We start from the raw sequence: 21,212 nt of genomic DNA on the forward strand, positions 1-21,212 counted from the left end.
TACGCTCGCGCGCGGATGACGCGCTTCGGCAAGGTCTCGCAGGCACCGACGCTCCCCACGCCCGCAGCAGGGCCGCGCGACTGGGACGTCGCGGATCTCTACTCGGCGCCGCTCGAAGGAGCGATCGCGCTCGAGCACGCGGAGATCGCGATCGACGAGAAGCTGCGGCAGGCGTACTTCTGGCTCGTCAACAGCGCGATCCTCTCGCCCTTCTACGACATCGAGTACCAGGACGGGCCGAGCGCGAGCGTGGTGCTCGGAGACGCGAAGAGCCGGCTCGTGCTGCCGAGCGGGCAGAGCTACTCGTCGTTCGTGCTGCTGCCGCTGCTCAACCTCGCGGTGCGGCGACGATGTCTGCTCGTCGGTGGGCCGGGGCGCGGGAAAACAGCGAGCGCGATCCTGATGGGCGTCATCGCGGGCTACTCGATCCGCGACGTGCAGCGCGCGATCCAGCACGGTCAGCCGCAGATGACGGTCATGGATCTGCTCGGCAACCCGCTGCCGAAGGATCTCGTGAACGCCGAGGATCCCGAGCAGATCCGCATCGCGTGGCGGAAGTGGCTCGGCATGCGCGTCAAGATCGTCGACGAGTACAACCGCATCCCGACGCGCACGCAGAGCGCGCTGCTGACCGTGATGGCCGACGGCTACGCGGAGGTGCTCGATCAGATCTACGAGTGCCCGGACAGCGCTTGGTACCTCACCGCGAACGACGACGCGGGCGGTGGCACGTACCAAGTGATCGAGGCGCTGCGCGATCGCATCGACGTCGTGGTGAAGGCGCTGCACTTCAACCCGCGGCTGCTCGGTGATCTGCTCGCGCGCATGGAGCAGGGCGTCGATCCTGCGCGCGCGGTGCCGCCCGAGATCGTGTTCACCGCGGCCGAGCTCGATCGCGCGGAGAAGGAGATCCGCGCGGTCGTGATCCCGACCGCGATCCGGCGGCGGCTCGAGTTCTTCGCGTCGCAGTTCGAGCTGTGCGAGCCCGCGGGCGCGCAGTTCGAGTACAAGACGAAGGACACGCTGAAGCTCTCGAACGTCGAGTGGCACGCGGTGATCGCGAAGGACGAGGGACGCGATCGCGTGAAGGACCTCGGCTCGCAGACGAAGAACGGGCTCAGCGTGCGCGCGCTGATGACGTCGCTCGTGTTCACGAAGGCGATGGCGTACTTCCGCGGCGCGCGCGAGGTGTCGCTCGAGGACGTGCGGCAGATCCTGCCCTTCGTGCTGCACGACAAGCTCGTGCCCGATCTCGACTCGCCGTTCTTCGAGGCCGCGGGCAACGACGTCTATCGCGTGGATCGCATCGCGTGGATCCGGCAGCTCTTCGATCTCTCTTGCGCGGAGTACGACCGGCTCGATCTCGATCGCGACGATCCCGTCGGCGCGCTCCTCGCGCAGATGCGCGCGGGGCTCGAAGGGCTCGACGAGCGCGAGGTCCGCGCGCGCCTCGTGACGATCGAGCGAACGCTCGCGGAGCAGGCGAAGGGGCGCAAGCTGTACGGGCCGCTCTTCGACGACGCGCTCGTGCTCAAGTACGTGCACCAGCGCTACACGAACTACCTGCGCTGGCTCACGTGGAGGGGCGGGGCGCGATGATGATCGCGGGGCCGTTCGCGGACGCGCTGCGCGAAGGTCGCGAGCGGCACAACGCGCGGTTCGCGACGATCAAGCGAGCGTTCCCGTCGATCGATGGCGCGCGGTTCGCGACGCTCCTCGTCGAGGTCGGCGATCCGATCGTGCGCGCGGTGCACGCGCTCGACGCGTCGCGGACGCGCGCGGCGGCGGACGCGGTGCACGACGTGCTCCTCGAGGTCGTGGCGCGCGAGCTCGACCGTACGCGGCCCGCGGTCGTCGACGTGCTGTGCGCGAACGGCGTGGGGCTCGCGCCGGTGATCGCGGACGCGCCGCGCCGGACGCTCGCGATCGTGGTGAACGCGACGTTCCGCGTGGCGAGCGTGCTCGGAACGTCGCTGGACGCGTGGCGAGGCAGCTGTGCGCGCATCGCGCGCGCGCTCGAGGATGATCGCGATGCGCTCGGCGACGCGCTCGTGGTCGCGGCATGGCAGGCCGGCGTGCCCATGCTGCGCGCGGCGGCGCTCGATGCGCTGCTGCGGCTCCCCGAGCGCGTGGCGCGCGCGGTGATCGCATCGCACGACGGTGCGCCGATCACGGAGATCGTGGCGAAGCTGCGCGCGGACGAGTGGTCGATGCCCTCGCGCTTCGCGCGGCGTGGCGCAGCCGACCCGGTGTTCGTGCGCGCCGCGATCGTCGGCGGTTTCCGCGGGCTCGGCGGCCCGTTCGTCGCCCCGCCGCGCGCCGAGGTGCGGGGCGGGCGGCTCTTCGCGACCGTGGGCGACGAGCGGTTCGTGGTGTGGGCCGATCGCTACGGCGTGTCGCTCGAAGCGAGCGCGTCGAGCGATGCGAGCGAGACCACGACGAGCGATGCGCTCGCGCTGATGCACGACGGGCGCGTCGCGGGCTTCGGCGCGCGCAGCCCCGCGCCGCTCGTGCCGGTGCCGGTCGCGTCGTGGGCGTCGATCGGGCGCACGCTGATCGCGATCCCCGAGCGCTCGCATCGCGTGTGCGTGATCGGGCTCGCGGAGTCGACGTGAGCGAGCTCGAGGCGCTGCGCGCCAAGTGGCTCGCACGATGGGAGGACGCGCTCGCGTGCTGGAGCCGCTACACGCGCCTCTCTGCGCCGCGGATCTGCGTGACGCGCGAGGAGCTCGAGCGCGAGAAGATGTCGACGGCGTTCGCGCTGATTCGGCTCGTCGATCACGCGGTGGCGATCGACCTCGCGCAGATCGTCGACAAGGGGCTCGAGTCGCACGCGCTCGCGGTGCTCGCGCACGAGATCGGGCACCACGTGTACTGTCCCGGCGATCTCTCGGATCACGCGCGGGTGATCGCGCGGGTGCGGCGCGCGCTGCCGACGCGGGAGCACCTCGCGCCGTTCGTGTCGAACCTGTGGAGCGATCTGCTCATCAACGATCGCCTGCATCGCTCGGCGGGCGTCGACATGGCGGCGGTGTATCGCGCGCTCGGGCTCGCGGAGCGCACGAACGCGGTGTGGTGGATCTACCTGCGCACGTACGAGCTCTTGTGGGGGCTCACGCGCGGATCGCTCGCGGAGCGCGTCGATTCGAGCACGCCCGAGGGGATGCAGCTCGAGGGCGACGCGCAGCTCGCCGCGCGCGTCGTGCGCGCGTACTCGAAGGACTTCGTGCGCGGCGCGGGGCGCTTCGCGTCGTTGCTGCTCGGGCACCTGCTCACCGACGATGCGGCAGGCGCGCGACAGCGGTGGGCGATCCTGAACGACACCGAGTCGATCGGCGCGGGCGGCGAGGTCGACGGGCTCAGCGAGGTCGACGAGGGCGAGGACGACGTCCTGCATCCCGCCGAGGATCCGGAGGTCACCGGCCGCGACACGCCGCGCGACGAGACTCCGAGCGCGAGCCCGCGGTCGCGCGGTGTGATGCGCACGGGCACGAAGACGCCGCGCGGGCCGCGCGAGTACGGCGATCTGCTGCGCGCGATCGGCGCGTACACCGACGAAGACGACGTCGCGATCCGCTACTACACCGAGCAGGCGCGGCCGCACCTCGTGCCCTTCCCGCGGCGCGAGAGCCCGCGCGCGACCGAGCCGCAGCCCGAGGGGCTCGAGGTGTGGGAGCCGGGATCGCCGATCGAGCGTGTGGACTGGGTCGAGAGCGTCGTGCGCAGCCCGGTCGTGATCCCCGGCGTGACGACGATGGAGCGCACGTACGGCGAGTCGCCGGGCGCCGATCCCGCGCGCGAGCCGCTCGATCTGTACGTCGGCATCGACTGCTCGGGATCGATGGGCAACCCGCGGCTCGTGCACAGCCACGCGATCGTCGCGGGCGCGGTGCTCGCGCTCTCGGCGCTGCGAGCGGGCGCGCGCGTGAAGGTCGTTCTCTCGGGCGAGCCGGGTCGGACGATCTCGACGCCGGGGTTCGAGCGTGACGCTCGCACCGTGATGAAGCTGCTGACGTCGTACCTCGGCACCGGCACCGCGTTCGGGATCCATCGCCTGCGCGACACGTTCGCCGACGACTGGCCCACGCGCCGCAGGGCGGTGCACGTGCTCGTCGTGACCGACTCCGACGTGTTCGGGCATCTCGGCGCGGAGCGCGAGGGCCGCAGCGGGTGGTCGATCGCGCGCGACGCGATCGAAAGAGCGCGCGGCGGTGGCACGTACGTGCTGCGCCTCGATCCGAGCTCGCATGCCGCCGACGTCGCGCGGATGCGGCAGGACGGCTGGGACGTGCACCACGTGCGCGCGCTCGAGGAGCTCGTCGCGTTCGCGCGTGCCTTCGCGCGTTCGCGGTACCATCGCGCGCGTCGATGAAGAGCGGGCCCGACATCGCGACGCTCGTGCGCCGGCTCGCCGAGACGCCGGAAGACTTCCTCGCGGCGCCGCGCATCGGCGCGAGCGGCGTGATCGACGTCGCGGCGATCGTCGGCGACGTGCTCTGGGAGGTGTCGGGACAGCCGATGGATCGCTCATCGCTGACACCGCTCGACGAGGCGCACGCGTCGCGCGCGAACCTGCTGCGGCTGCGCGCGATCGCCGCGTGGCTGTTCCACGAGCCCTCGCTGCGACGGCCCGAGCTCGCGAAGGCGATGCTCGCGTTCCTGCTCGCGAAGGAGCTCGAGGAGCTCGCGACGCTGGTCGATGCCTCGCTCTTCGTGCGCGATCCCGAGCGACGCGAAGAGCTCGCGCGTCGCGCGTTGCTCGCGCTCGAGATGGTGCCCGACGGCGAGACCGAGGCACAGGCGCGCGATCGTCTCTCGTCGCTCGACTCGGTCGAGCGCACGCGGGTGATCGAGGCCGCGCGGCAGGCCGAGGCGCGAGCGCGGAGAGTGCGCGTGGAGATGGCGCGCAAGGCGGCCGAAGAGGCCGCTGCGAAGGTGTCGCGCGAATGACCGAGCTCGAGCCGCCCTCGCCCGAGCTGCTGCGTCTCTCGCCGCTCGCCGATGCGCGCGCAGCAGCGCGGGTGCGACGGATCGAGCAGCATCCGAGCGCGCCGATCTGGCGATGGCGCGCGGGAGATCGCATCGACGGCGAGGATCTCCGCGCGATCGCGGCGTTCGAAGCGACGCTGCGTTCACGCCGCGAGGACCTCGCGCACGATCCGAGCGATGCGCCGCCCGAGCGCGTCATCGCGTGGCTGCGATCGATGCGTGATCGCGTGCCGATCTTTCGCGCGCGGATCCGCGAGGGGATCGATCTCGCGCGCTCGTTCTCCGAGATCGCGACGTCGTCGCGCGAGGATCTCGCGCTCCGTCCCGAGCTCCTCGTGCCCGACGACGCGCCGCTCGAGCGCATGATCGTGTACCGCACGGCGGGCACGACGGGGCACGCGCTGCTCGTGCCGCACGATGCGCGCGCCGCGTCGTGTTATCTGCCGCTGGTGCGCGTCGCGCTCGAGCGCTGGGGCGTGGACGCGCCGTGCGGCGCCGACGAGATCGGCGCATTCAACGTCGGCGCGCAGCGCAGCACGGTGACGTACGCGTGCACGCTCTCGGCGTGGGGCGGGACGGGATTCGCGAAGCTCAACGTCAGCGCGGGCGAGTGGCATCGCGAGCGCGATCCCGTCGACTTCTTCGCGGATCTCGCGCCGCGCCTGCTCACCGGGGATCCGATCTCGTTCGCGGAGGCGATGCGCGTCGGGATCACGTCGCGCCCGCGCGCGCTGCTCACGACCGCGGTCGCGATGAGCGACGCGCTGCGCGATCGTCTGCGCGCGCACTTCGGCGCCCCGGTGATCGACTGGTACTCGCTCACCGAGACCGGGCCGCTCGCGTACGCGTGTCGCGACGGTCGTGGCCATCACGTGCTCAGCCCCGACGTCCACGTCGAGATCGTCGACGAGCAGGGCGCGCCGATGCGCGATGGCGAGCGCGGCGAGGTCACGGTGACCGGCGGGCGCAATCCGTTCGTGCCGCTGCTTCGTTATCGCACCGGGGACTTCGCCCGGATCGAGCGCGCGCGGTGCACCTGCGGCGATCCCACGCCGCGCCTCTGCGATCTCGAGGGCCGCGCACCGGTGCCGCTGCGCGCGAACGACGGCGCGCTCGTGAACACGGTCGACGTCGGGCGTGCGCTGCGGCCCTTCCCGCTCGTGCAGCACGCGCTCGTGCAGCGCGCCGATCGTTCGATCGACCTCGTCGTGCGCGCCGCACCGGGCGGCGTCGATGCGCGCGCGATCCACGACGCGCTCGTCGCGCTGTTCGGCGACGTCGGCATCGAGGTGCGCTTCGATGCGGCGCTCGGAGATCGCAGCGAAGGCAAGGTCCTGCCCTACCGGAGCGAGCTCCCGTTCGACGAATGAAGCCGCTCGATCATCCGTACGAGGGCCGCCCGCATCGCGTCTACGCGACGCTCACGAACCACTGCAACCGCAGCTGTCCGTGGTGCAGCACGTGCTCGTCGCCGCGCGGATCGACGTTCTTGATGCTCGACGATCTGATCGCGGCGCTGCCCGAGCACGGCGCGTTCGAGGTGCAGCTCGAAGGCGGCGAGCCGACCACGCACCCCGAGTGGCTCTCGTTCGTCGATCGGATGCGCGCGCATCCGCGCTGCACGCGCGTCGTGCTCTGCACGAACGGCGCGGTGATCCCGCGCGATCGGGAGCGGCTGCGCGCATGGATCGCGCGGCTCGGTGCGCCGATCACGATCAAGCTCTCGGTCAACCATCACCTGCTCGAGCACGATCCCGGGCTCGTCGCGCTCGCGCGCTCGATGCGCGACCTGATCGTGGAGCTCGGTGCAGATCGACTGCTGGTGCTCAACGTGCGTCGCCGCCGCGGCGTCGACGACGACGATGCCCGCGTGGTGCGCGCGATCGAGGACGCGGGCCTGCTCCCCCACGCGAACGTGTTCTTCCTCCAGCGCTACGGCTTCGCGCGCGACGAGGCTTCGTGGGAGCCGCCACACCTCGTGGGCCACGATTTCCGCTTCGTGAGCCCCGACGGTCGCGTGCTCGGGCCCGATCTGATCGCGCGCTCCGAGGCGATGCGGGTGCTCCGATGATCGACCTACGCCATCGGCGCGCGAAGAGCGCTGCGTTCGATCTCGCGACGAACAGCACCGCGCGCGCGACGCGCACGATCGAGCTCTGGGGCCAGCCGCGCACGATCTACGCGAACGCGAACCTCTCGATCTACAGCGCGCAGCAGTGCAATGCGCGCTGCGCGTTCTGCGTCGAGGAGCTGCGCCCCGCGTCGCGCGGCACTGCGCTCGACGCGCAGAAGACGATCGAGCACGACGACGCGCGCTGGCTCGATGGCCTCGCGCGCGTGCTCGACGCGCTCGAGCCCCTCGATCCCAGCGTGTCGATCACCGGCGGCGAGCCGAGCAAGGACGCGCGCCTTCCGCGGGTGCTGCGCCTGCTCGCCGAGCGCGGCGCGCGCAAGCGCACGATCACGACGAACGGCTCCGGCCTCTTCGACGTGCGCGAAGGACGCACCGTGCTCGAGTGGATCACCTCGACCGGCGTGCGTCACCTGAACATCAGCCGCGCGCATCCCGACGACGCGCGCAACGCGAAGCTGATGGGCTTCTCCGATGCGCCGACCCCGCGCGATCTGCGCGAGATCGTCGCGAGCGCGCGCGCGGCCGGCACGCGCGTCCGCCTCTCGTGCGTCCTCGTGAGCGGCGCGATCGAGACCCTCGATCACATCGTCGAGTACCTCGACTTCGCGCGCTCGCTCGGCGTCGACAACGTCGTGTTCCGCCAGCTCATGAAGACCGATCCGCGCACCACGGCGACCAACCACGTGGTGCTCTTCTCGGATCGTCGCCGCGTCGCGCTCGAGCCGCTGCTCGATGCGATCTCGCGCGATGCGCGCTTCGAGGTCGTGAAGCAGGTCGTCGGCTACTACTACTACGTCGAGGTCCATCGCCATCGCGGCGTCGACGTCGTGTTCGAAGAAGCCGATCTCGCGCGGCTCGAGGACACCAAGCGCGACGGCGTGATCCACGAGCTCGTGTTCCACCCGAACGCGACGCTCGCGTCGACGTGGCAGCCCTGGGACGGTGTCCTCGGGCCGCCGGTCACGCCGCGCTGAGGATCACTCGGCCTTGAACGCGGCCGCGCGCTTCTCGAGGAAGGCCTGCATGCCTTCCTTCTGATCGTCGGTCTCGAAGCAGCCCGCGAAGCCGTCGATCTCGAGCGCGTTGGCGTCGCGCAGCAGACGTCCCTCGCCCTCGCGCATCACCTTCTTCGCCTCGGCGACCGCGAGCGGGCCCATCTGCGCGATCGTCGCCGCGGTCGCGCGCGCCGCGCTCAGCAGCTCGCCGTGCGGGAGCACGCGGTTCGCGAGGCCGATGCGCAGCGCCTCGTCGGCGCCGATGATCGCGCCCGTGTAGATCAGCTCGCGCGCGTGCGCGTTGCCGACGCGGCGCAGCAGGCGCTGCGTGCCGCCGAAGCCCGGGATCACGCCGAGCTTCACCTCGGGCTGCCCGAACTTCGCCTTCTCGCTCGCGTAGATGAAGTCGCACGCGAGCGCGAGCTCGGTGCCGCCCCCCAGCGCGAACCCGTTGACCGCCGCGATCACCGGGAACGGCAGCGCTTCGAGCGCGTCGAACGCCGCGTGGCCCGCCTGCGCGAAGGCGCGCGCCTGATCGAGGCGCATCTCCTTCATCTCGCTGATGTCCGCGCCCGCGACGAACGCCTTCTCGCCCGCGCCGGTCACGATCAGGCAGCGCACGTCGCGTGTGGTGCGAACCTCGCGCGCCGCGTCGTGCAGCTCCGCGATCACCTGCGCGTTCAGCGCGTTGAGCTTGTCCTGGCGGTCGATCGTGAGCGTCGCGAGCGCGCCGTCGATCTCGAGCCGAACGTACGATCGGTTGGCCACGTCGTCCCTCACTTCGACTCGTACGTGTAGAAGCCGCGGCCCGTCTTGCGGCCGAGCCAGCCCGCCGCGACGTAGTTCCGCAGCAGCGGCGCCGGGCGGTACTTGTCGTCGCCGAGCTCGCGGTGCAGCACCTCGGCGATCGCGAGGCACGTGTCGAGCCCGATCAGATCGGCGAGCGCGAGCGGGCCGAGCGGATGGTTGAGCCCGAGCTTCGCGCCCTGATCGATGTCCTCGGGCGTGCCGAGCGACTCGGCCAGGACGAAGCACGCCTCGTTGAGGAACGGGATCAGCATGCGGTTCACGATGAACCCGGGGCTGTCCTTGCTCGTGATCACCGTCTTGTTGAGCCGCTCCGCGAGCGCCTTCGTCGTCGCGTAGGTCTCGTCGCTCGTCTGCAGCGCGCGGATGATCTCGACGAGCTTCATGACCGGCACCGGGTTCATGAAGTGCATTCCGATCACGTTCGTCGGGCGCTTGGTGCGCGCCGCGAGCTTCGTGATCGAGATGCTCGACGTGTTGCTCGCGAGGATCGCGCCCGGCTTCATCGCCGCGTCCGCGCTCTCGAAGATCTTGTTCTTGAGCTCGGGGTTCTCGGTCGCGGCCTCGACCACGATGTCGCACGTCGCGAGATCGCCGTAGCCGTCCGCGACCGCGATGCGCGCGACGGCCGCGTCCGCGTCTTCCTTCGCGAGCTTGCCCTTCTCGACCGCCTTCGCGAGCTGCTTCGCGATGCCGTCGCGGCCCTTCTGGGCGAGCGCCGCGCTCGCGTCGAGGAGCTTCACCTCGTAGCCAGTCTGCGCCGCGACCTGCGCGATTCCCGCGCCCATCTGGCCCGCTCCGATCACGCCGAAGATCCGGATCTCCGCCACTGTCGCCTCCACGAGTCGGTGGGGCGTACCAGCGTGCCCGCGGGCCGGTCAAGCCGCTCGGCTGGCCGTTCGTGACTCTTGAACGGGATCGCGCGGCGCCCGCAGCATCGATCGATCCCGGAGGCCACGATGTTCCGCCTGTTCGCGGTCGCGATGCTCTGTGCCGCGCCGGTGCTGATCGCGTGCGGCGACGACGACGGCGCGATCATTCCGGACGCCGGTCCCACCGACGCCGGACCGCCGCCGCCCGATGCCTGGATGGAGCGACCGCCGGCCGAGGAGCAGCGCTGTCCCGGTGACGAGGGCTGCACCGCGGGGAGCGACGGCGAGCTCCAGGCGGGCGCGGCCGCGCTCGAGATCACGCCGGTCGGCTTCGAGACGTTCACCGACACGAACGGCGACTCGAAGTGGGATCCGGAGAGCGAGCCGTTCGACGATCGCGACGGCGACGACGTGTTCGACGCTGCGTGGATCGCGGGGTTCGGCAATGCGCGCGCCGCGCAGAGCGTCATGAACCCGCAGTGGGCGCGCGCGCTCGTGCTGCGCAACGGCGACGTCACGATCGCGTTCGTCGCGCTCGACGTGGTCGGCTGGTTCCTCGACGAGAACCTGCTGATCCGCGACGCCGTCGACGCCGCAGGGCTCGACGTCGACTACGTCGTCGTCTCCGCGACGCACGTGCACCAGGCGCGCGACACGATCGGCATCTGGGGCCCGACGCTCAACGACACCGGGATCTCCGACGACTACCAGCGCTACGTCCGCGAGCAGAGCGTCGCCGCGATCGAGCAGGCGCTCGCCGGCATGCAGCGCGCGAACGTGCAGTACGCCGACGTCCGCCTGCGCGATCGCGGCGACGTGCGCCGCTGGGTCGGGGACAACCGCGATCCGAACGTGATCGACGACGAGATCCGCATCCTGCGCTTCGTCGCGCACGGCACCGCGGACGTCGCGACACCCGGGAGCGGCACCACCATCGGGACGATGATCAACTTCGCGTCGCACCCCGAGTACCAGGGCTCGCGCAACCCGCGCCTCTCGAGCGACTGGCCGCACTGGATGCGCGAGGTCATCGAGGAAGGCGTCGAGGTCGGGCCCGAAGGCACGCCGGTCGCGGGCGTCGGCGGCGTGACGGTGTTCGTGAACGGCGCGCTCGGATCGCAGATCGGCCCGAACGGGCTGCGCATCGAGCGCTGGGACGGCACCGCGCTCGAGGGCGACGACGGCGACGAGCACGCGGCGGTGGTGGGCACGCAGCTCGGCGTGATCGCGCTCGACGCGATCCGCGGCGAGGGCACGACGCTCGAGGAGAGCGCGGACCTCGCGTTCCATCGCCTGCAGGTCTACGTGACCGTCGAGAACCTCCGCTACCAGATCGCGTACGGCGCCGGGGTGTTCGTGCGCGCGCTCTACAACTACGACGAGACGCGCCGCATCGGAGAGCGCTACGGGAACGTGCCCGACGTGCTCACCGAGCTCGCGCTGATCGACGTGGGCCGCGCGACGATGCTGACCGCGCCGGGCGAGCTCGATCCCGCGGAGCTCGTCGGCGGCTACGAAGCGCCGTGCGACTACACGCCGGGCGGCTGCGACGCGCTCATCGACGAAGACGACGAGAACCCGCCGGATCTCTCGATGGCGCCGAGCGGACCGTTCCTCCGCGATCGTCTGCTCGAGCGTCGCCCCGACGCGGAGCAGGTGTGGCTGCTCGGGCTCACGAACGACTTCCTCGGATACTTCGTGCCCGACTTCGACTACGAGCTGGGCGCCGGCGTGCCGTACGTGAACGAAGCGCCGGGTGATCACTACGAGGAGACGAACTCGGTCGGTATCCACGGTTGGCCGCGCATCCGCGCGTGGATGATCCGCCTGATCGAGGCAGAGGGCGCGCTGGGGACCTGAGCGTGCCGCTCACGCGCGCGCGGCGAGCCGGCGCGGCGCCTCGAGCGCGCGCCACCGCAGGTCGGCCTCGCGGCGCAGCCGCACGCGCGAGGCGTACGCGCCGGGCTCGCCGCCGACCGCCTCTTCGATCTCCCCGAGGCCGAGGTAGAGCGCGTCGTCGGGATCGTCGAGCATGCCGTGATCGACGAGGTGCGCGCCGACGTTCGAGGCGGACGCGCGCAGCCGCAGCAGCGCGATCGCGAGCGCCTCGCCCATGCGGCCCTTGATGTCCGCGAGCTGGGCGAGGCCCATCGAGAGCGTGCCCGCGATGCCCTCGCGCATCCGGCCGAGCGGACGACCGCGCGCCGTCGCGAGCAGACGACGAACGGCCTCGCGACGCGCGGTCTCCTCGGCGTCGGTGACCGTGCGGAGCGCGTCGATCAGCGCGGAGCGCAGCGCGGCATCGCTCGCGCCGTACGGCAGCGGGCGCACGTCGACGCCGATCGGCCGGACGTCGCGCAGCTCGAGCTTCACCTCGTCCCAGCGGCGACGAAGCGCCGCGGGGACCCGGTGCGCCTCGGGGATCTCGCCGAGCTGATCGACGAGATGACGCGCGAGACGGAGCAGCCGCTCGTCGACGCGACGACGCGCGCGGGTCCGGCGCAGCGCGGCGAGCGCGTGCACCGCCTCGCGCGGGAGCGTGCCGCACGTCGCCTCGAGCACCGAGACCGCGGTGAGCGTCGCGACGCGCGCGCTCTCGAGCAGCGAGAGCGCATCGACGACGACGCGCTGGTGCTCGCGCAGCCCGGCGAGCATCTCGACGCCGGTGCGTGCATCCGCGGCGGCACGATCGATCTCGTCGAGGCGCGCCTCGAGCGACTCCTCGAACGCGCGCACCGCGGCGACCGGACGCGTGAGGTCCGACGCGATCTGCGTGGCGCGCGCGAGCGCGGACGCACCGTCGATCGCGGGCGCGCCTGGCATGCGCGCTTCGACGCGACGGTAGGCGCGCGCGTAGATGCGCAGGACGCGCGGCGCATCGTCGTCGGCGCGGCGCAGCGCGCGATCGAGCGCGTCGATCGCGAGCGGCGCGATCGGCCCTTCGTCCGCGGTGAGCAGCGCGACGCGGCGGTACGGCGCCTCGGTGAAGCACGGCGCGAGCGCGAGCGGGCGCACGCCGAGCACGACGAGCCGTCCGCGCAGGTGACCGAACGCGAGCTCCACCGGACGACCGAGCGCGAGCTGCGCGCGATCGGCGAGATCGGCGGCGCGCTCGACGACGTCGGCGCGCAGATCGCTCGGCGCGTCGCTCAGGGGCCGCATCGTCTTGCGATCGAGCAGCGCGGGCGCGCCGCGCTCCGACCACACGGCGACGACGTCGGGGTCACCGGTGCGCGGATCGACGCTCGCCGCGACACCGCTCGCGCCCTCGTCTCGCACCGTCACGCGCACGCCGACCTCGGTGCGCGCGCCGGCGACGGTGACGCCCCCGATCGCGACGAGCATCTCGCGCGACTCGAGCACGCGGAAGAGCTCGTGCACGCGGGCGCGCACGTCGTCACCGCGGCGCAGCGCGATCGTCGCGGGCCAGAGCCTGCGGCAGCGCGATGCGAGCGCGTGGGTCCGGAAGAACGCGCCGAGCTCGACGACCGGGCGCGCGAGATCGAGCGCGAGGGCCGCGGTCACCGCCGCGAGCGTCTTGCCCTCGGCGTCGTCGGAGAGCCCGATGACCCAGATCGCGCCGAAGGGCACCCCGAGGTCGACGACGCGCGCGAGATCCGCCGTCTCCTCGCCCATCGCGACGAGCTCGTCGCGGCGCATCGAGGCGAGCTCGCGCACGCCGGCGAGAGATCCGATCGAGACGGGGACCGCGCCCATGTCGGCGCCCAGGATCACCGAAGGTCCGGGGCCGAACAAGAGCGCGATCACACGCTCAGGCGTCGTCCTCCTCGGATTCCTCGTCGAGGTCGGCGCGTGCGAAGAACGCGACGAGATCGGGCCACGTCCGCTCCGGCTCGGCGCTCGCGTCCCACCACGGATGGGTGTCGTTCCAGTCGGCGACGACGCCGAAGCGAGACGAGCCGCGATCGACGCAGATCATCCAGTCGTGCGCGTCCGACCACGAGCCGATCACGAGCCAGAGCTCGCGCCGCGCCGGCACCTCGATGCCGAGCATGTCGCAGCGCTCGTCGATCATCCGCGCGAGATCGCGCGCCGCGCCGAGCCAGACCCAGCCGTCCGGATCGCTCCACGCGGTGGCGCCCGCGAGCTCGATCCAGCTGCGGAGCGACTCCGGGAGCGCGAAGCGCGAGGCCGCGTCGCCCCCGGCGCGACGCACGAACACCTCGCGCAGCTGCGCGCAGAGCTCGTCGAGATCGACCGTGTCCTCGCGCCCGCTCGGCTCGAGCGAGCGCGACACCCGGAACTTCGCCCACGCGCCGATCACCGCGTCCACGACGATCACGAGAGCGCGAGGCTCCGCTCGCGCCCTCGCCTCCTCGCGCTCACACGCGCTCGACGATGACCGCGACCGCCTCGCCGCCGCCGATGCACAGCGTCGCGAGGCCGCGCTTCGCGCTGCGATCCTTCATCGCGTGCACGAGCGTCGTCAGCACGCGCGCGCCGCTCGCGCCGATCGGGTGCCCGAGCGCGACCGCGCCGCCGCGCACGTTCATCTTCGCGGGATCGATGCCCGCCTTCTTCGCGGTCACCATCGCGACCACCGCGAACGCCTCGTTGACCTCGAACAGATCGACGTCGCCGACCGCGAGCCCGGTGCGCGCGAGCGCGTTCTCGATCGCGCCGACGGGTGCCGTCGTGAACCACTCGGGCGCCTGCGCGTGCGCGCCGTAGCCCACCACGCGCGCGATCGGCGTGAGGCCCTTCTTCTTCACGGTCTCGCCGCTCGCGAGGATCACCGCCGACGCGCCGTCGTTGATCTTCGACGCGTTCGCCGCGGTGATCGTGCCCTCCTTGGGATCGAAGGCGGGCTTGAGCGAGCCCATCTTGTCGAGCTTCGCCCGGCGCGGCTCCTCGTCTTCCTTCACGACGACCGCGTCGCCCTTCTTGCCCTCGATGCGCACCTCGGCGATCTCGGCGGCGAACTCGCCCTTCTCCATCGCGGAGAGCGCGCGCTGGTACGACTGCATCGCGAAGTCGTCCTGCTCCTTCCGCGTGAAGCCGTTCTCCTTCACGCAGAGCTCGCCCGCGACGCCCATGTGGAAGTTCTTGTACGGGTCCCACAGGCCGTCGTGGATCATGGAGTCCACGACCTGCCCGTTGCCCATGCGGAAGCCGCCGCGCGCCTGGGGCAGGAGGTACGGCGCCTGGCTCATCGACTCCATGCCGCCTGCGACGACCACGTCGGCGTCGCCGAGCAGGATCGACTTCGTGCCGAGGATCACGGCCTGGAGGCCCGAGCCGCACACCTTGCCGACGGTGGTGGCGGGGACGCGATCGGGAATGCCCGCGAAGCGCGCGGCCTGACGCGCGGGCGCCTGGCCCTCACCCGCCGTCAGCACGTTGCCCATGTAGGTCTCCTGCACGTCGTCCGCGCTCAGGCCCGAGCGCGCGAGCGCGGCGCTGATGGCGGTCGCCCCGAGACGCACGGCGGGGACCTCCGCGAGCGCGCCCTGGAACGAGCCGATCGGCGTGCGAGCGGCGGCGACGATGAAGACCTCACGCTTCGACATGGTTCCTCCGTGCTGGAGCACGGTCTTTGGCACCCGCGTCGCGGCGGCGTCAAGGCTGTCGGGAGCGCGCGCGCACGTGGCGCGAAGTCACGCTCCCGCGTCGTCCGCGGGCGTGATCGCGGCGTCGTCGGAAGGCACGCTCGCGTCGTCGGAGATGGCCCCGTCGGGCGCGATCGACGCGTCGCCGGCGACGCCGCCGTCCTGCGTGCCCGCATCGCCGCTCGTCTGCCCCTCGCAGCTCGAGATCGGCGGCGGCGCCGGCTCGACGATGAACGTCTCGCCGCTCGAGATCGCGCGCAGGGTGCCGCCGTCGCGCACGAAGCCGCCGGTGACGAGCACGCGCCCGCCGGACAGCGGCGTGATCGCGTGTCCCCAGCGCGCTCCGATCATGCGCGCGAGCGTCTGCGCGACGTACGCGTCGGCCTCGTCGCGCGACACGAGCAGCACCGCGTCCGTCGCCCAGAGGTGCGACGGAGACGGCGCGCCCGCTGGCATCGTGCGCAGCGCGCCGCCGCTGACGATCACCGAGCCGCCGGGCAGCGCGGTCGCCGCATGGATGCTCGGCGTGGGCCACGCGGTCGCGTCGTAGCTCACCGGGACGCCGCGCAGCATTCCGTCGCCGTCCGCGGAGATCACGGTGAGCGGGCGCGTCGATGCGGTGGTGCTGACGCCGCCGGACATCCCCGCGACCGGCGCGATCTCCATTCCGCCCGCGATCAGCACGCCGCCGCGGATCGCGGTCGCGGTGTGGAACGCCGTCGGCGGCGGCAGATCCGGCGTGCTCGCGATCGCGCGTGCGCCGCTGCCGAGCACCTCGCCTGCGTTCGCCGCGACGTCCTCGACGGTCGCCTGGGTCACGTCGCCGCCCCACACCAGCACGCTCGCGTCGGAGAGGCGCGACGCGGTGTGCCCGAAGCGCGGCGCGAGCATCGGCATCGCCGTCACGGGCGAGACCTGACGCGCGAGCGAGTACCACTGGCCCGAGATCATCGGGCTCGGGCGCAGCGCAGTGCCGCCGCCATCGAGAAGCCCGAGCGCGACCACCACGAGCCCCGACGCGTCCGGCTCGCTCACGCCGTTCATCCCTGCGCGGCGCACCACGCCGGGATCGACGAGCTGCACCTCGATCGCGCGGGTGCGCGGATCGTAAAGGAGATCGACGGAGTCGCGATGCTCGGCGCGCGCGCCGGGAAGCATCGGCGAGCTGTAGTTCGTGAGGCCCTGGATCGCGTCGAAGCGCGCGCCGGGCTGATCGCGCGCGGTGAACCCGCCGATGACGCGCACGCGGTAGCGACCGTCGGCGAGCGTGTCGAGGAACAGCGCGCGATGGAACACCGCGCCGAATCCCTCGCTGCCGTCGTGATCGGTCACGTCGATCTGGACGAAGCGCGCCTCCGACGCGTCGTAGACCTCGATCGTGCGCTGCAGCAGCGCGCCCCCCTCGACCGAGAGCGCCTGCACCGACTCGCCGGTGACGCCGCCGACGAGCAGCACGTCGCCGTTGGGCACCGCCACCGCGGCGTGCAGCGCGCGTGCGACAGGTGCGCTTCCGTCGTCGCGCGGCGGCGCGCACGACCACACGCCGTAGGGCTCGAGCCGCACCCGAATCGTGTCCTGCCCCGCGCGCACTCCCTCGGCGCGACCGCGCGCGTAGGGCACTCCGTCGGCGTACGCGCGGAGCTCGATCTCGTGATCGGCGCCCTCCTCGAGCGCGAGATCGAACGCGAGATCACCGCCCGTGCCTTCGCGTGGGAAGCGCAGCTCGGTCGTGCGCGCGTCGCGCGAGTCCGACGGGCGCAGCACCTCGACGGGAAGGCAGCTCGCGCCCTCGCGCCGGCACGCGGTGACCGTCACGCAATCGACCTCGGCGGGCAACGCCGCGTCGGAGCCGGGCTCGCACTCGCGATCGCCATCGGTGCTGCCGGGCTCGGGTGTGGGCGCGAGCTCGATGCGGAGGTCGGCGTGCTCGCCACCGCCGCAGCCGCCGACCAGGCCCGAGAGCGAGAGCACGGTGAGCGCGGATCGGACGAGCGGTGCGGACGTGAGGCAGCGAACGAAGCGCACGTCGCGACCCTACCACACGCCCGAGAGCCGTCGCCCGCACGTCGCCGACGCGTCGCTTGTCGTCACGGTGAGCTGCGGCTAGTTGAGTGCGCGGCGAGCACCGGGGCGCCTGGCCAGGACACGGCGCGGTGCCACGCCACCAATCACCCTCGGCGAGGCGTGCGGCCACGGTTCCGCGCGCCTCGCCGAGCACGTTCACGTCTCTCGTTGGGCTCGCGCGATCGGCGCTCATGAGCGAGAGCGTGGAGGTCACGCGACGACGACGCGCCGCGCGAGGTGGCGCATGAAGCTGCGGCCCACCGATCTGCGCCTGCTCCTCGTGATGCTCGCGACGGTCTCGGCCCTCTGGGTGTTCGCGTGGGTCGCGGACGAGGTCGGCGAAGGCGGGACGCAGGTCTTCGACGACGCGGTGATCCGATGGGTGCGCGAGCCCGACGCGCCGCGCGAGGTCGCGGGCTCGACGACGCTCGGCGAGATCGCGCGCGACGTCACGGCGCTGGGATCGATCACGGTGCTCACCCTCGTGACCACCGCGGTGGTCGGGTTCCTCGCGCTCTCGAAGCTGCATCGCGCGGTGGTGCTGGTGCTCGTCGCGGCGCTCGGCGGCACGGCGTGGACCTTCTTGCTGAAGGAGCTCTTCGCGCGCGAGCGACCGCGTCTCGTCGCGGATGCGATCGTGAGCACGACGAGCTTTCCGAGCGGGCACTCGGCGCTCTCGGCGGTCGTCTATCTGACGCTCGCAGCGCTGCTCGCGCGGCTCGTCGAGCGACGCCGGCTGCGCGCGTACATCGTCGGCGTCGCGGCGCTCGTCACGTTCCTCGTCGGGGTGAGCCGCGTCGCGCTCGGCGTGCACTTTCCGAGCGACGTGCTCGCGGGATGGACGCTCGGGCTCGCGTGGGCGCTGTTCTGCTGGACCGCGATGACGGTGCTGCAGCGTCGCGGCACGGTCGAGACCGTCGAGGAGGCCCACGAGCACGCGCACGAAGCGCCGGGATGATCGAGCGCGCGCGGGCGTACGGCTCGACATGTGGATCATGATCTCGGGGCCGTACACGTCGGGCGCGCGGAGCGACGCGGATCGGCAGCGCAACCTCGACGTGATGAACGAAGCGGCGGTCGAGGTCTTCCGGCGCGGTCACGTGCCGATCATCGGCGTGAACATGGCGCTGCCGATGATCGCGGTCGCAGGCGCGCAGTGCTTCGACGAGCTGATGATGCCGGTCTCGCTCGCGCTCACCGAGCGCTGCGACGCGGTGCTGCGTGTCGGCGGTCCGTCGAAGGGCGCGGACGACGAGGTGGAGCGCTTCCGCGCGCGCGGCGCGCTCGTTCTCACGCGCGTCGAGGACGTGCCCGACGAAGCGGAGAGACGAACGGCTGGAGAAGCGACGGGACGGAAAGACGAAGGGCCCGTAGCGCGCTGACGCTACGAGCCCCGTTTCACTGTCTGGGCGTTGCTGGATTTGAACCAGCGACTTCCACCGTGTGAAGGTGGCACTCTACCACTGAGTTAAACGCCCGATCCTGCTCGCATCTGGTGCTGCGCGAGGGACCGGCTACTTACTGCACGGCCGGCCCTCGCGCAAGCGCGATCAGCGCTTTCCGAGCTTGCTCTTCAGCAGGTCGCCGAAGGTGCCGAAGCCCTTGCGCGCCGCGTCCTTGCGATAGTCCTGGATCGCGCGGCGCTCCTCGTCCTGCTGGAGCGCCTTGCGCGAGAGGCGCAGGCCGCCGTCGCGATCGGTGCCGATCACCTTCACGTCGAGCTCGGTGCCCGGCGGGAACTTCTTGCGGTGATCGGTGCCGCGCTCGGTCGCCATCTCGACGTTCGGGATGAACCCGCGGCCGCGACGGCCGAGCACGCCCTCGACCTGCACGTGCAGGCCGCCGGGCTCGACGCGCTCGACCTTGACCTTGAGGTTCGCGCCCGGACGCACGACCTTGCCGCCGCCGCCCGTCTCGAGCTGTCCCTCCTGGAACAGCTTCGCGTCGGCGTCGCTCATCTTCGAGAGCGAGATGCGGCGCGCGCGCTTGTCGAGACGCTCGACGACGACGAAGACCTCTTCGCCCTCCTTGATGCGCTCGTTCGCGTGCTTGAGGTCGCGCCCGAGCTCCGTCACGTGGAGCAGGCCCTCGACGCCCGGCGCGAGCTCGACGAACGCGCCGAACTCCGCGGTGCGCGTGACCTTGCCCTTGCGCGCCTGGCCCTCCTCGAGGCCCTGCAGGTGCACGTCCCACGGGTCCGCCGCGAGCGCCTTGAGCGAGAGCGCGATGCGACCGTCGCGGTCCTTGCGGCCCTGCGGCTCGGTCACGCGCAGCACCTGCACCTCGACCTCGTCGCCGGGCTTCGCGGCGTCGCTCGGACGAACCGCGCGATCCCACGAGAGCTCGCTCATGTGCACGAGGCCCTCGACGCCGCCGAGGTCGACGAACACGCCGAAGTCGCGCACCTGCGTGACGCGGCCCTTGAGGCGCTGGCCAGGCTGCAGCGAGCGGCGCAGCTCCTTCGCGCGCTTGCGCGCTTCCTTCTCGAGGATCGAGCGGCGCGAGACGACGATGCCCTGATGGCCGCTCTTCGCCTGCTGCACCGAGAACTCGAGCCGACGGCCGAGCAGCGTCTCGGGATCCTCGAGGTGCTCGGTCGTCATGCCCGAGACCGGGCAGAACGCGCGAACGCCCTCGACGAGCACGTCGAAGCCACCGCGGTTGAAGCCGTACACGAGGCCCCACACGCGGCGGTGCTCCTCGCGCGCCTTCGCGAGCTTGAGGCGCGCCTCGGCGCGGGTCGCGAGCTTGTTGTGGATCGCGACGTGGCCGCTCTCCGCGACGGCCGCGACGCGACCGCGGAAGATCGTGCCCACCTCGAGCAGCGCGGCTTCCTCCTCGGGCGCCTCGGGCGCGGCTTCTTCGGGCGCTTCCACGCCGCCGGCCTCGCTCGCGCTCGCGGGCTGACCTTCTTCCTGCGGGCCGCCGAGCGCCGAGAGCTCGTGCGCCGCCGCGGCGACGCGCGCGGCGTCGACCGACGCGGGCGCATCGTCCGCGGTGCCCCAGATGCCGTCGGGCCCGGGGCCGACGGGCTGCTCGCCCTCCGGCGCCGGCTGCTCGGGGAGCGCCTCGCTCGCCGGCATGCCGACCGCGCCCTCGAAGTGCGCCGCCGCGTCGCCGACCTGCGCGAGGTTCGCGCTCGCGGCCTCTTCGCTCTCCTCGGTCTCGACGGCCTCGGTGCCCGGCGCGGGCATCGGGACCTCGCGAGGCTCGTTCGCGAGCGCGAACGCCGTCGCCTTGCCGAAGAGGTCGATCACCGACGCGCCGTGCTCGACGCGCTGCACGCGTCCCGCGACGATCTCGCCGACCGAGAACGCGTGGCGGCGATCGCCGCGATCGCGTCCCTCGAAGAAGCGCGCGAACGGGAGGTGCGGCTCCTTCTTCGGCTCGCGGGGCTGCTGCGGCTGCGCCGCGCCACCCTCGGTCGCGCCTTCGCCGGTCGCGCCCTCGGCCGCGACCTGGCCCGCCGACGTCTCGCCCGCGCCCTTCTTGCGGCGACGACGACGACGCTTGCGCTTCGCGCCCTCGGCGCCGGGCTGGCCTTCGACAGCGGCCTCGCCCTCGCCTTCCGACTCGTCGCCTTCGCCGCCGTCGGTCTCGCCCTGCTCGTCGGCGCTCGACTGCGTGTGCTGCGCCTCGACCGCGGTCGCCTCGGTGCGCTCGCGCTCGGGCGCGTTCTCAGCCGGCGGAGCGTTGCGCTCGCCGCCGTCGGTCGTGGTCACGGTACCGTTCTCTTCCGTCATCGCTCGCGCCTGTTCCGCACGGTCTCGGCGGGGCCGGC

At 72.1% G+C, this 21,212-nt stretch carries 17 protein-coding genes and 1 tRNA gene; 10 read left to right on the plus strand and 8 right to left on the minus strand.

Features of this window, described 5'->3' with window-relative positions:
• Positions 1-15: 15 nt before the first annotated feature.
• The 7 genes from DB32_RS20390 to DB32_RS20420 are packed head-to-tail and all read left to right on the plus strand — an operon-like array spanning position 16 to position 8,097.
• Positions 16-1,599, plus strand: coding sequence for an AAA family ATPase (locus tag DB32_RS20390; protein WP_053234326.1), 1,584 nt, complete (start codon positions 16-18; stop codon positions 1,597-1,599).
• Positions 1,596-2,615 (plus strand): hypothetical protein, encoded by a 1,020-nt coding sequence (locus tag DB32_RS20395; RefSeq protein ID WP_157069222.1) that lies wholly within the window; start codon positions 1,596-1,598, stop codon positions 2,613-2,615. Before DB32_RS20390 ends, DB32_RS20395 begins: the two co-directional genes overlap by 4 nt.
• Complete coding sequence (locus DB32_RS48370) at positions 2,612-4,372, plus strand: vWA domain-containing protein (protein ID WP_075097963.1); 1,761 nt, start codon at positions 2,612-2,614, stop codon at positions 4,370-4,372. Before DB32_RS20395 ends, DB32_RS48370 begins: the two co-directional genes overlap by 4 nt.
• On the plus strand, positions 4,369-4,950 hold the full coding sequence (locus tag DB32_RS48375) for a hypothetical protein (protein WP_053234328.1): 582 nt from the start codon (positions 4,369-4,371) through the stop codon (positions 4,948-4,950). The genes DB32_RS48370 and DB32_RS48375 overlap by 4 nt, the downstream gene beginning before the upstream one ends.
• Positions 4,947-6,359, plus strand: coding sequence for a phenylacetate--CoA ligase family protein (locus DB32_RS20410; protein WP_053234329.1), 1,413 nt, complete (start codon positions 4,947-4,949; stop codon positions 6,357-6,359). The genes DB32_RS48375 and DB32_RS20410 overlap by 4 nt, the downstream gene beginning before the upstream one ends.
• Entirely contained in the window at positions 6,356-7,060 is a 705-nt protein-coding gene (locus DB32_RS20415; RefSeq protein ID WP_053234330.1) for a radical SAM protein, read from the plus strand. The genes DB32_RS20410 and DB32_RS20415 overlap by 4 nt, the downstream gene beginning before the upstream one ends.
• Positions 7,057-8,097, plus strand: a complete 1,041-nt coding sequence (locus DB32_RS20420; protein WP_083457548.1) for a radical SAM protein — start codon at positions 7,057-7,059, stop codon at positions 8,095-8,097. Before DB32_RS20415 ends, DB32_RS20420 begins: the two co-directional genes overlap by 4 nt.
• 3 nt (positions 8,098-8,100) lie before the next feature.
• Here DB32_RS20420 and DB32_RS20425 read toward each other — a convergent pair whose 3' ends face one another.
• Entirely contained in the window at positions 8,101-8,886 is a 786-nt protein-coding gene (locus DB32_RS20425; protein ID WP_053234331.1) for an enoyl-CoA hydratase/isomerase family protein, read from the minus strand.
• A gap of 8 nt (positions 8,887-8,894) precedes the next feature.
• Positions 8,895-9,767 (minus strand): 3-hydroxybutyryl-CoA dehydrogenase, encoded by an 873-nt coding sequence (locus DB32_RS20430; protein ID WP_083457550.1) that lies wholly within the window; start codon positions 9,765-9,767, stop codon positions 8,895-8,897.
• 117 nt (positions 9,768-9,884) lie between these two features.
• Here DB32_RS20430 and DB32_RS20435 point away from each other — a divergent pair, with 117 nt between their 5' ends.
• Positions 9,885-11,657, plus strand: a complete 1,773-nt coding sequence (locus DB32_RS20435) for a hypothetical protein (protein WP_157069224.1) — start codon at positions 9,885-9,887, stop codon at positions 11,655-11,657.
• Between the two features lie 9 nt (positions 11,658-11,666).
• On the opposite strand, the gene DB32_RS20440 is transcribed toward DB32_RS20435, so the two are convergent.
• The 4 genes from DB32_RS20440 to DB32_RS20455 form a co-directional block, all read right to left on the minus strand.
• Entirely contained in the window at positions 11,667-13,565 is a 1,899-nt protein-coding gene (locus tag DB32_RS20440; protein WP_053234333.1) for a hypothetical protein, read from the minus strand.
• Between the two features lie 4 nt (positions 13,566-13,569).
• Positions 13,570-14,100, minus strand: coding sequence for a hypothetical protein (locus tag DB32_RS20445; RefSeq protein ID WP_053234334.1), 531 nt, complete (start codon positions 14,098-14,100; stop codon positions 13,570-13,572).
• 40 nt (positions 14,101-14,140) lie between these two features.
• Complete coding sequence (locus tag DB32_RS20450) at positions 14,141-15,328, minus strand: thiolase family protein (RefSeq protein ID WP_053234335.1); 1,188 nt, start codon at positions 15,326-15,328, stop codon at positions 14,141-14,143.
• A gap of 87 nt (positions 15,329-15,415) precedes the next feature.
• On the minus strand, positions 15,416-17,392 hold the full coding sequence (locus tag DB32_RS20455; RefSeq protein ID WP_053234336.1) for a Kelch repeat-containing protein: 1,977 nt from the start codon (positions 17,390-17,392) through the stop codon (positions 15,416-15,418).
• A 283-nt stretch (positions 17,393-17,675) separates the two neighbouring features.
• Between DB32_RS20455 and DB32_RS20460 the strand changes: the two genes are divergently transcribed.
• Both DB32_RS20460 and DB32_RS20465 read left to right on the plus strand, forming a co-directional pair.
• Positions 17,676-18,389 carry a phosphatase PAP2 family protein gene (locus DB32_RS20460; RefSeq protein ID WP_053234337.1) on the plus strand — a complete coding sequence of 238 codons (714 nt, stop codon included), beginning with the start codon at positions 17,676-17,678 and terminating at the stop codon, positions 18,387-18,389.
• Positions 18,390-18,426: 37 nt separating this feature from the next.
• Positions 18,427-18,813: a DUF4406 domain-containing protein gene (locus tag DB32_RS20465; protein WP_157069225.1), complete on the plus strand. Its 387-nt coding sequence runs from the start codon at positions 18,427-18,429 to the stop codon at positions 18,811-18,813.
• Between the two features lie 24 nt (positions 18,814-18,837).
• Here the strand turns inward: DB32_RS20465 and DB32_RS20470 are convergent.
• Both DB32_RS20470 and DB32_RS20475 read right to left on the minus strand, forming a co-directional pair.
• Positions 18,838-18,909, minus strand: a tRNA-Val gene (locus DB32_RS20470).
• Positions 18,910-18,981: 72 nt separating this feature from the next.
• Entirely contained in the window at positions 18,982-21,174 is a 2,193-nt protein-coding gene (locus DB32_RS20475) for a S1 RNA-binding domain-containing protein (protein ID WP_053234339.1), read from the minus strand.
• Positions 21,175-21,212 lie beyond the last annotated feature (38 nt).

The sequence above is a fragment of the Sandaracinus amylolyticus genome (genome assembly GCF_000737325.1).
Taxonomy (GTDB): Bacteria; Myxococcota_A; Polyangia; order Polyangiales; family Sandaracinaceae; genus Sandaracinus; species Sandaracinus amylolyticus.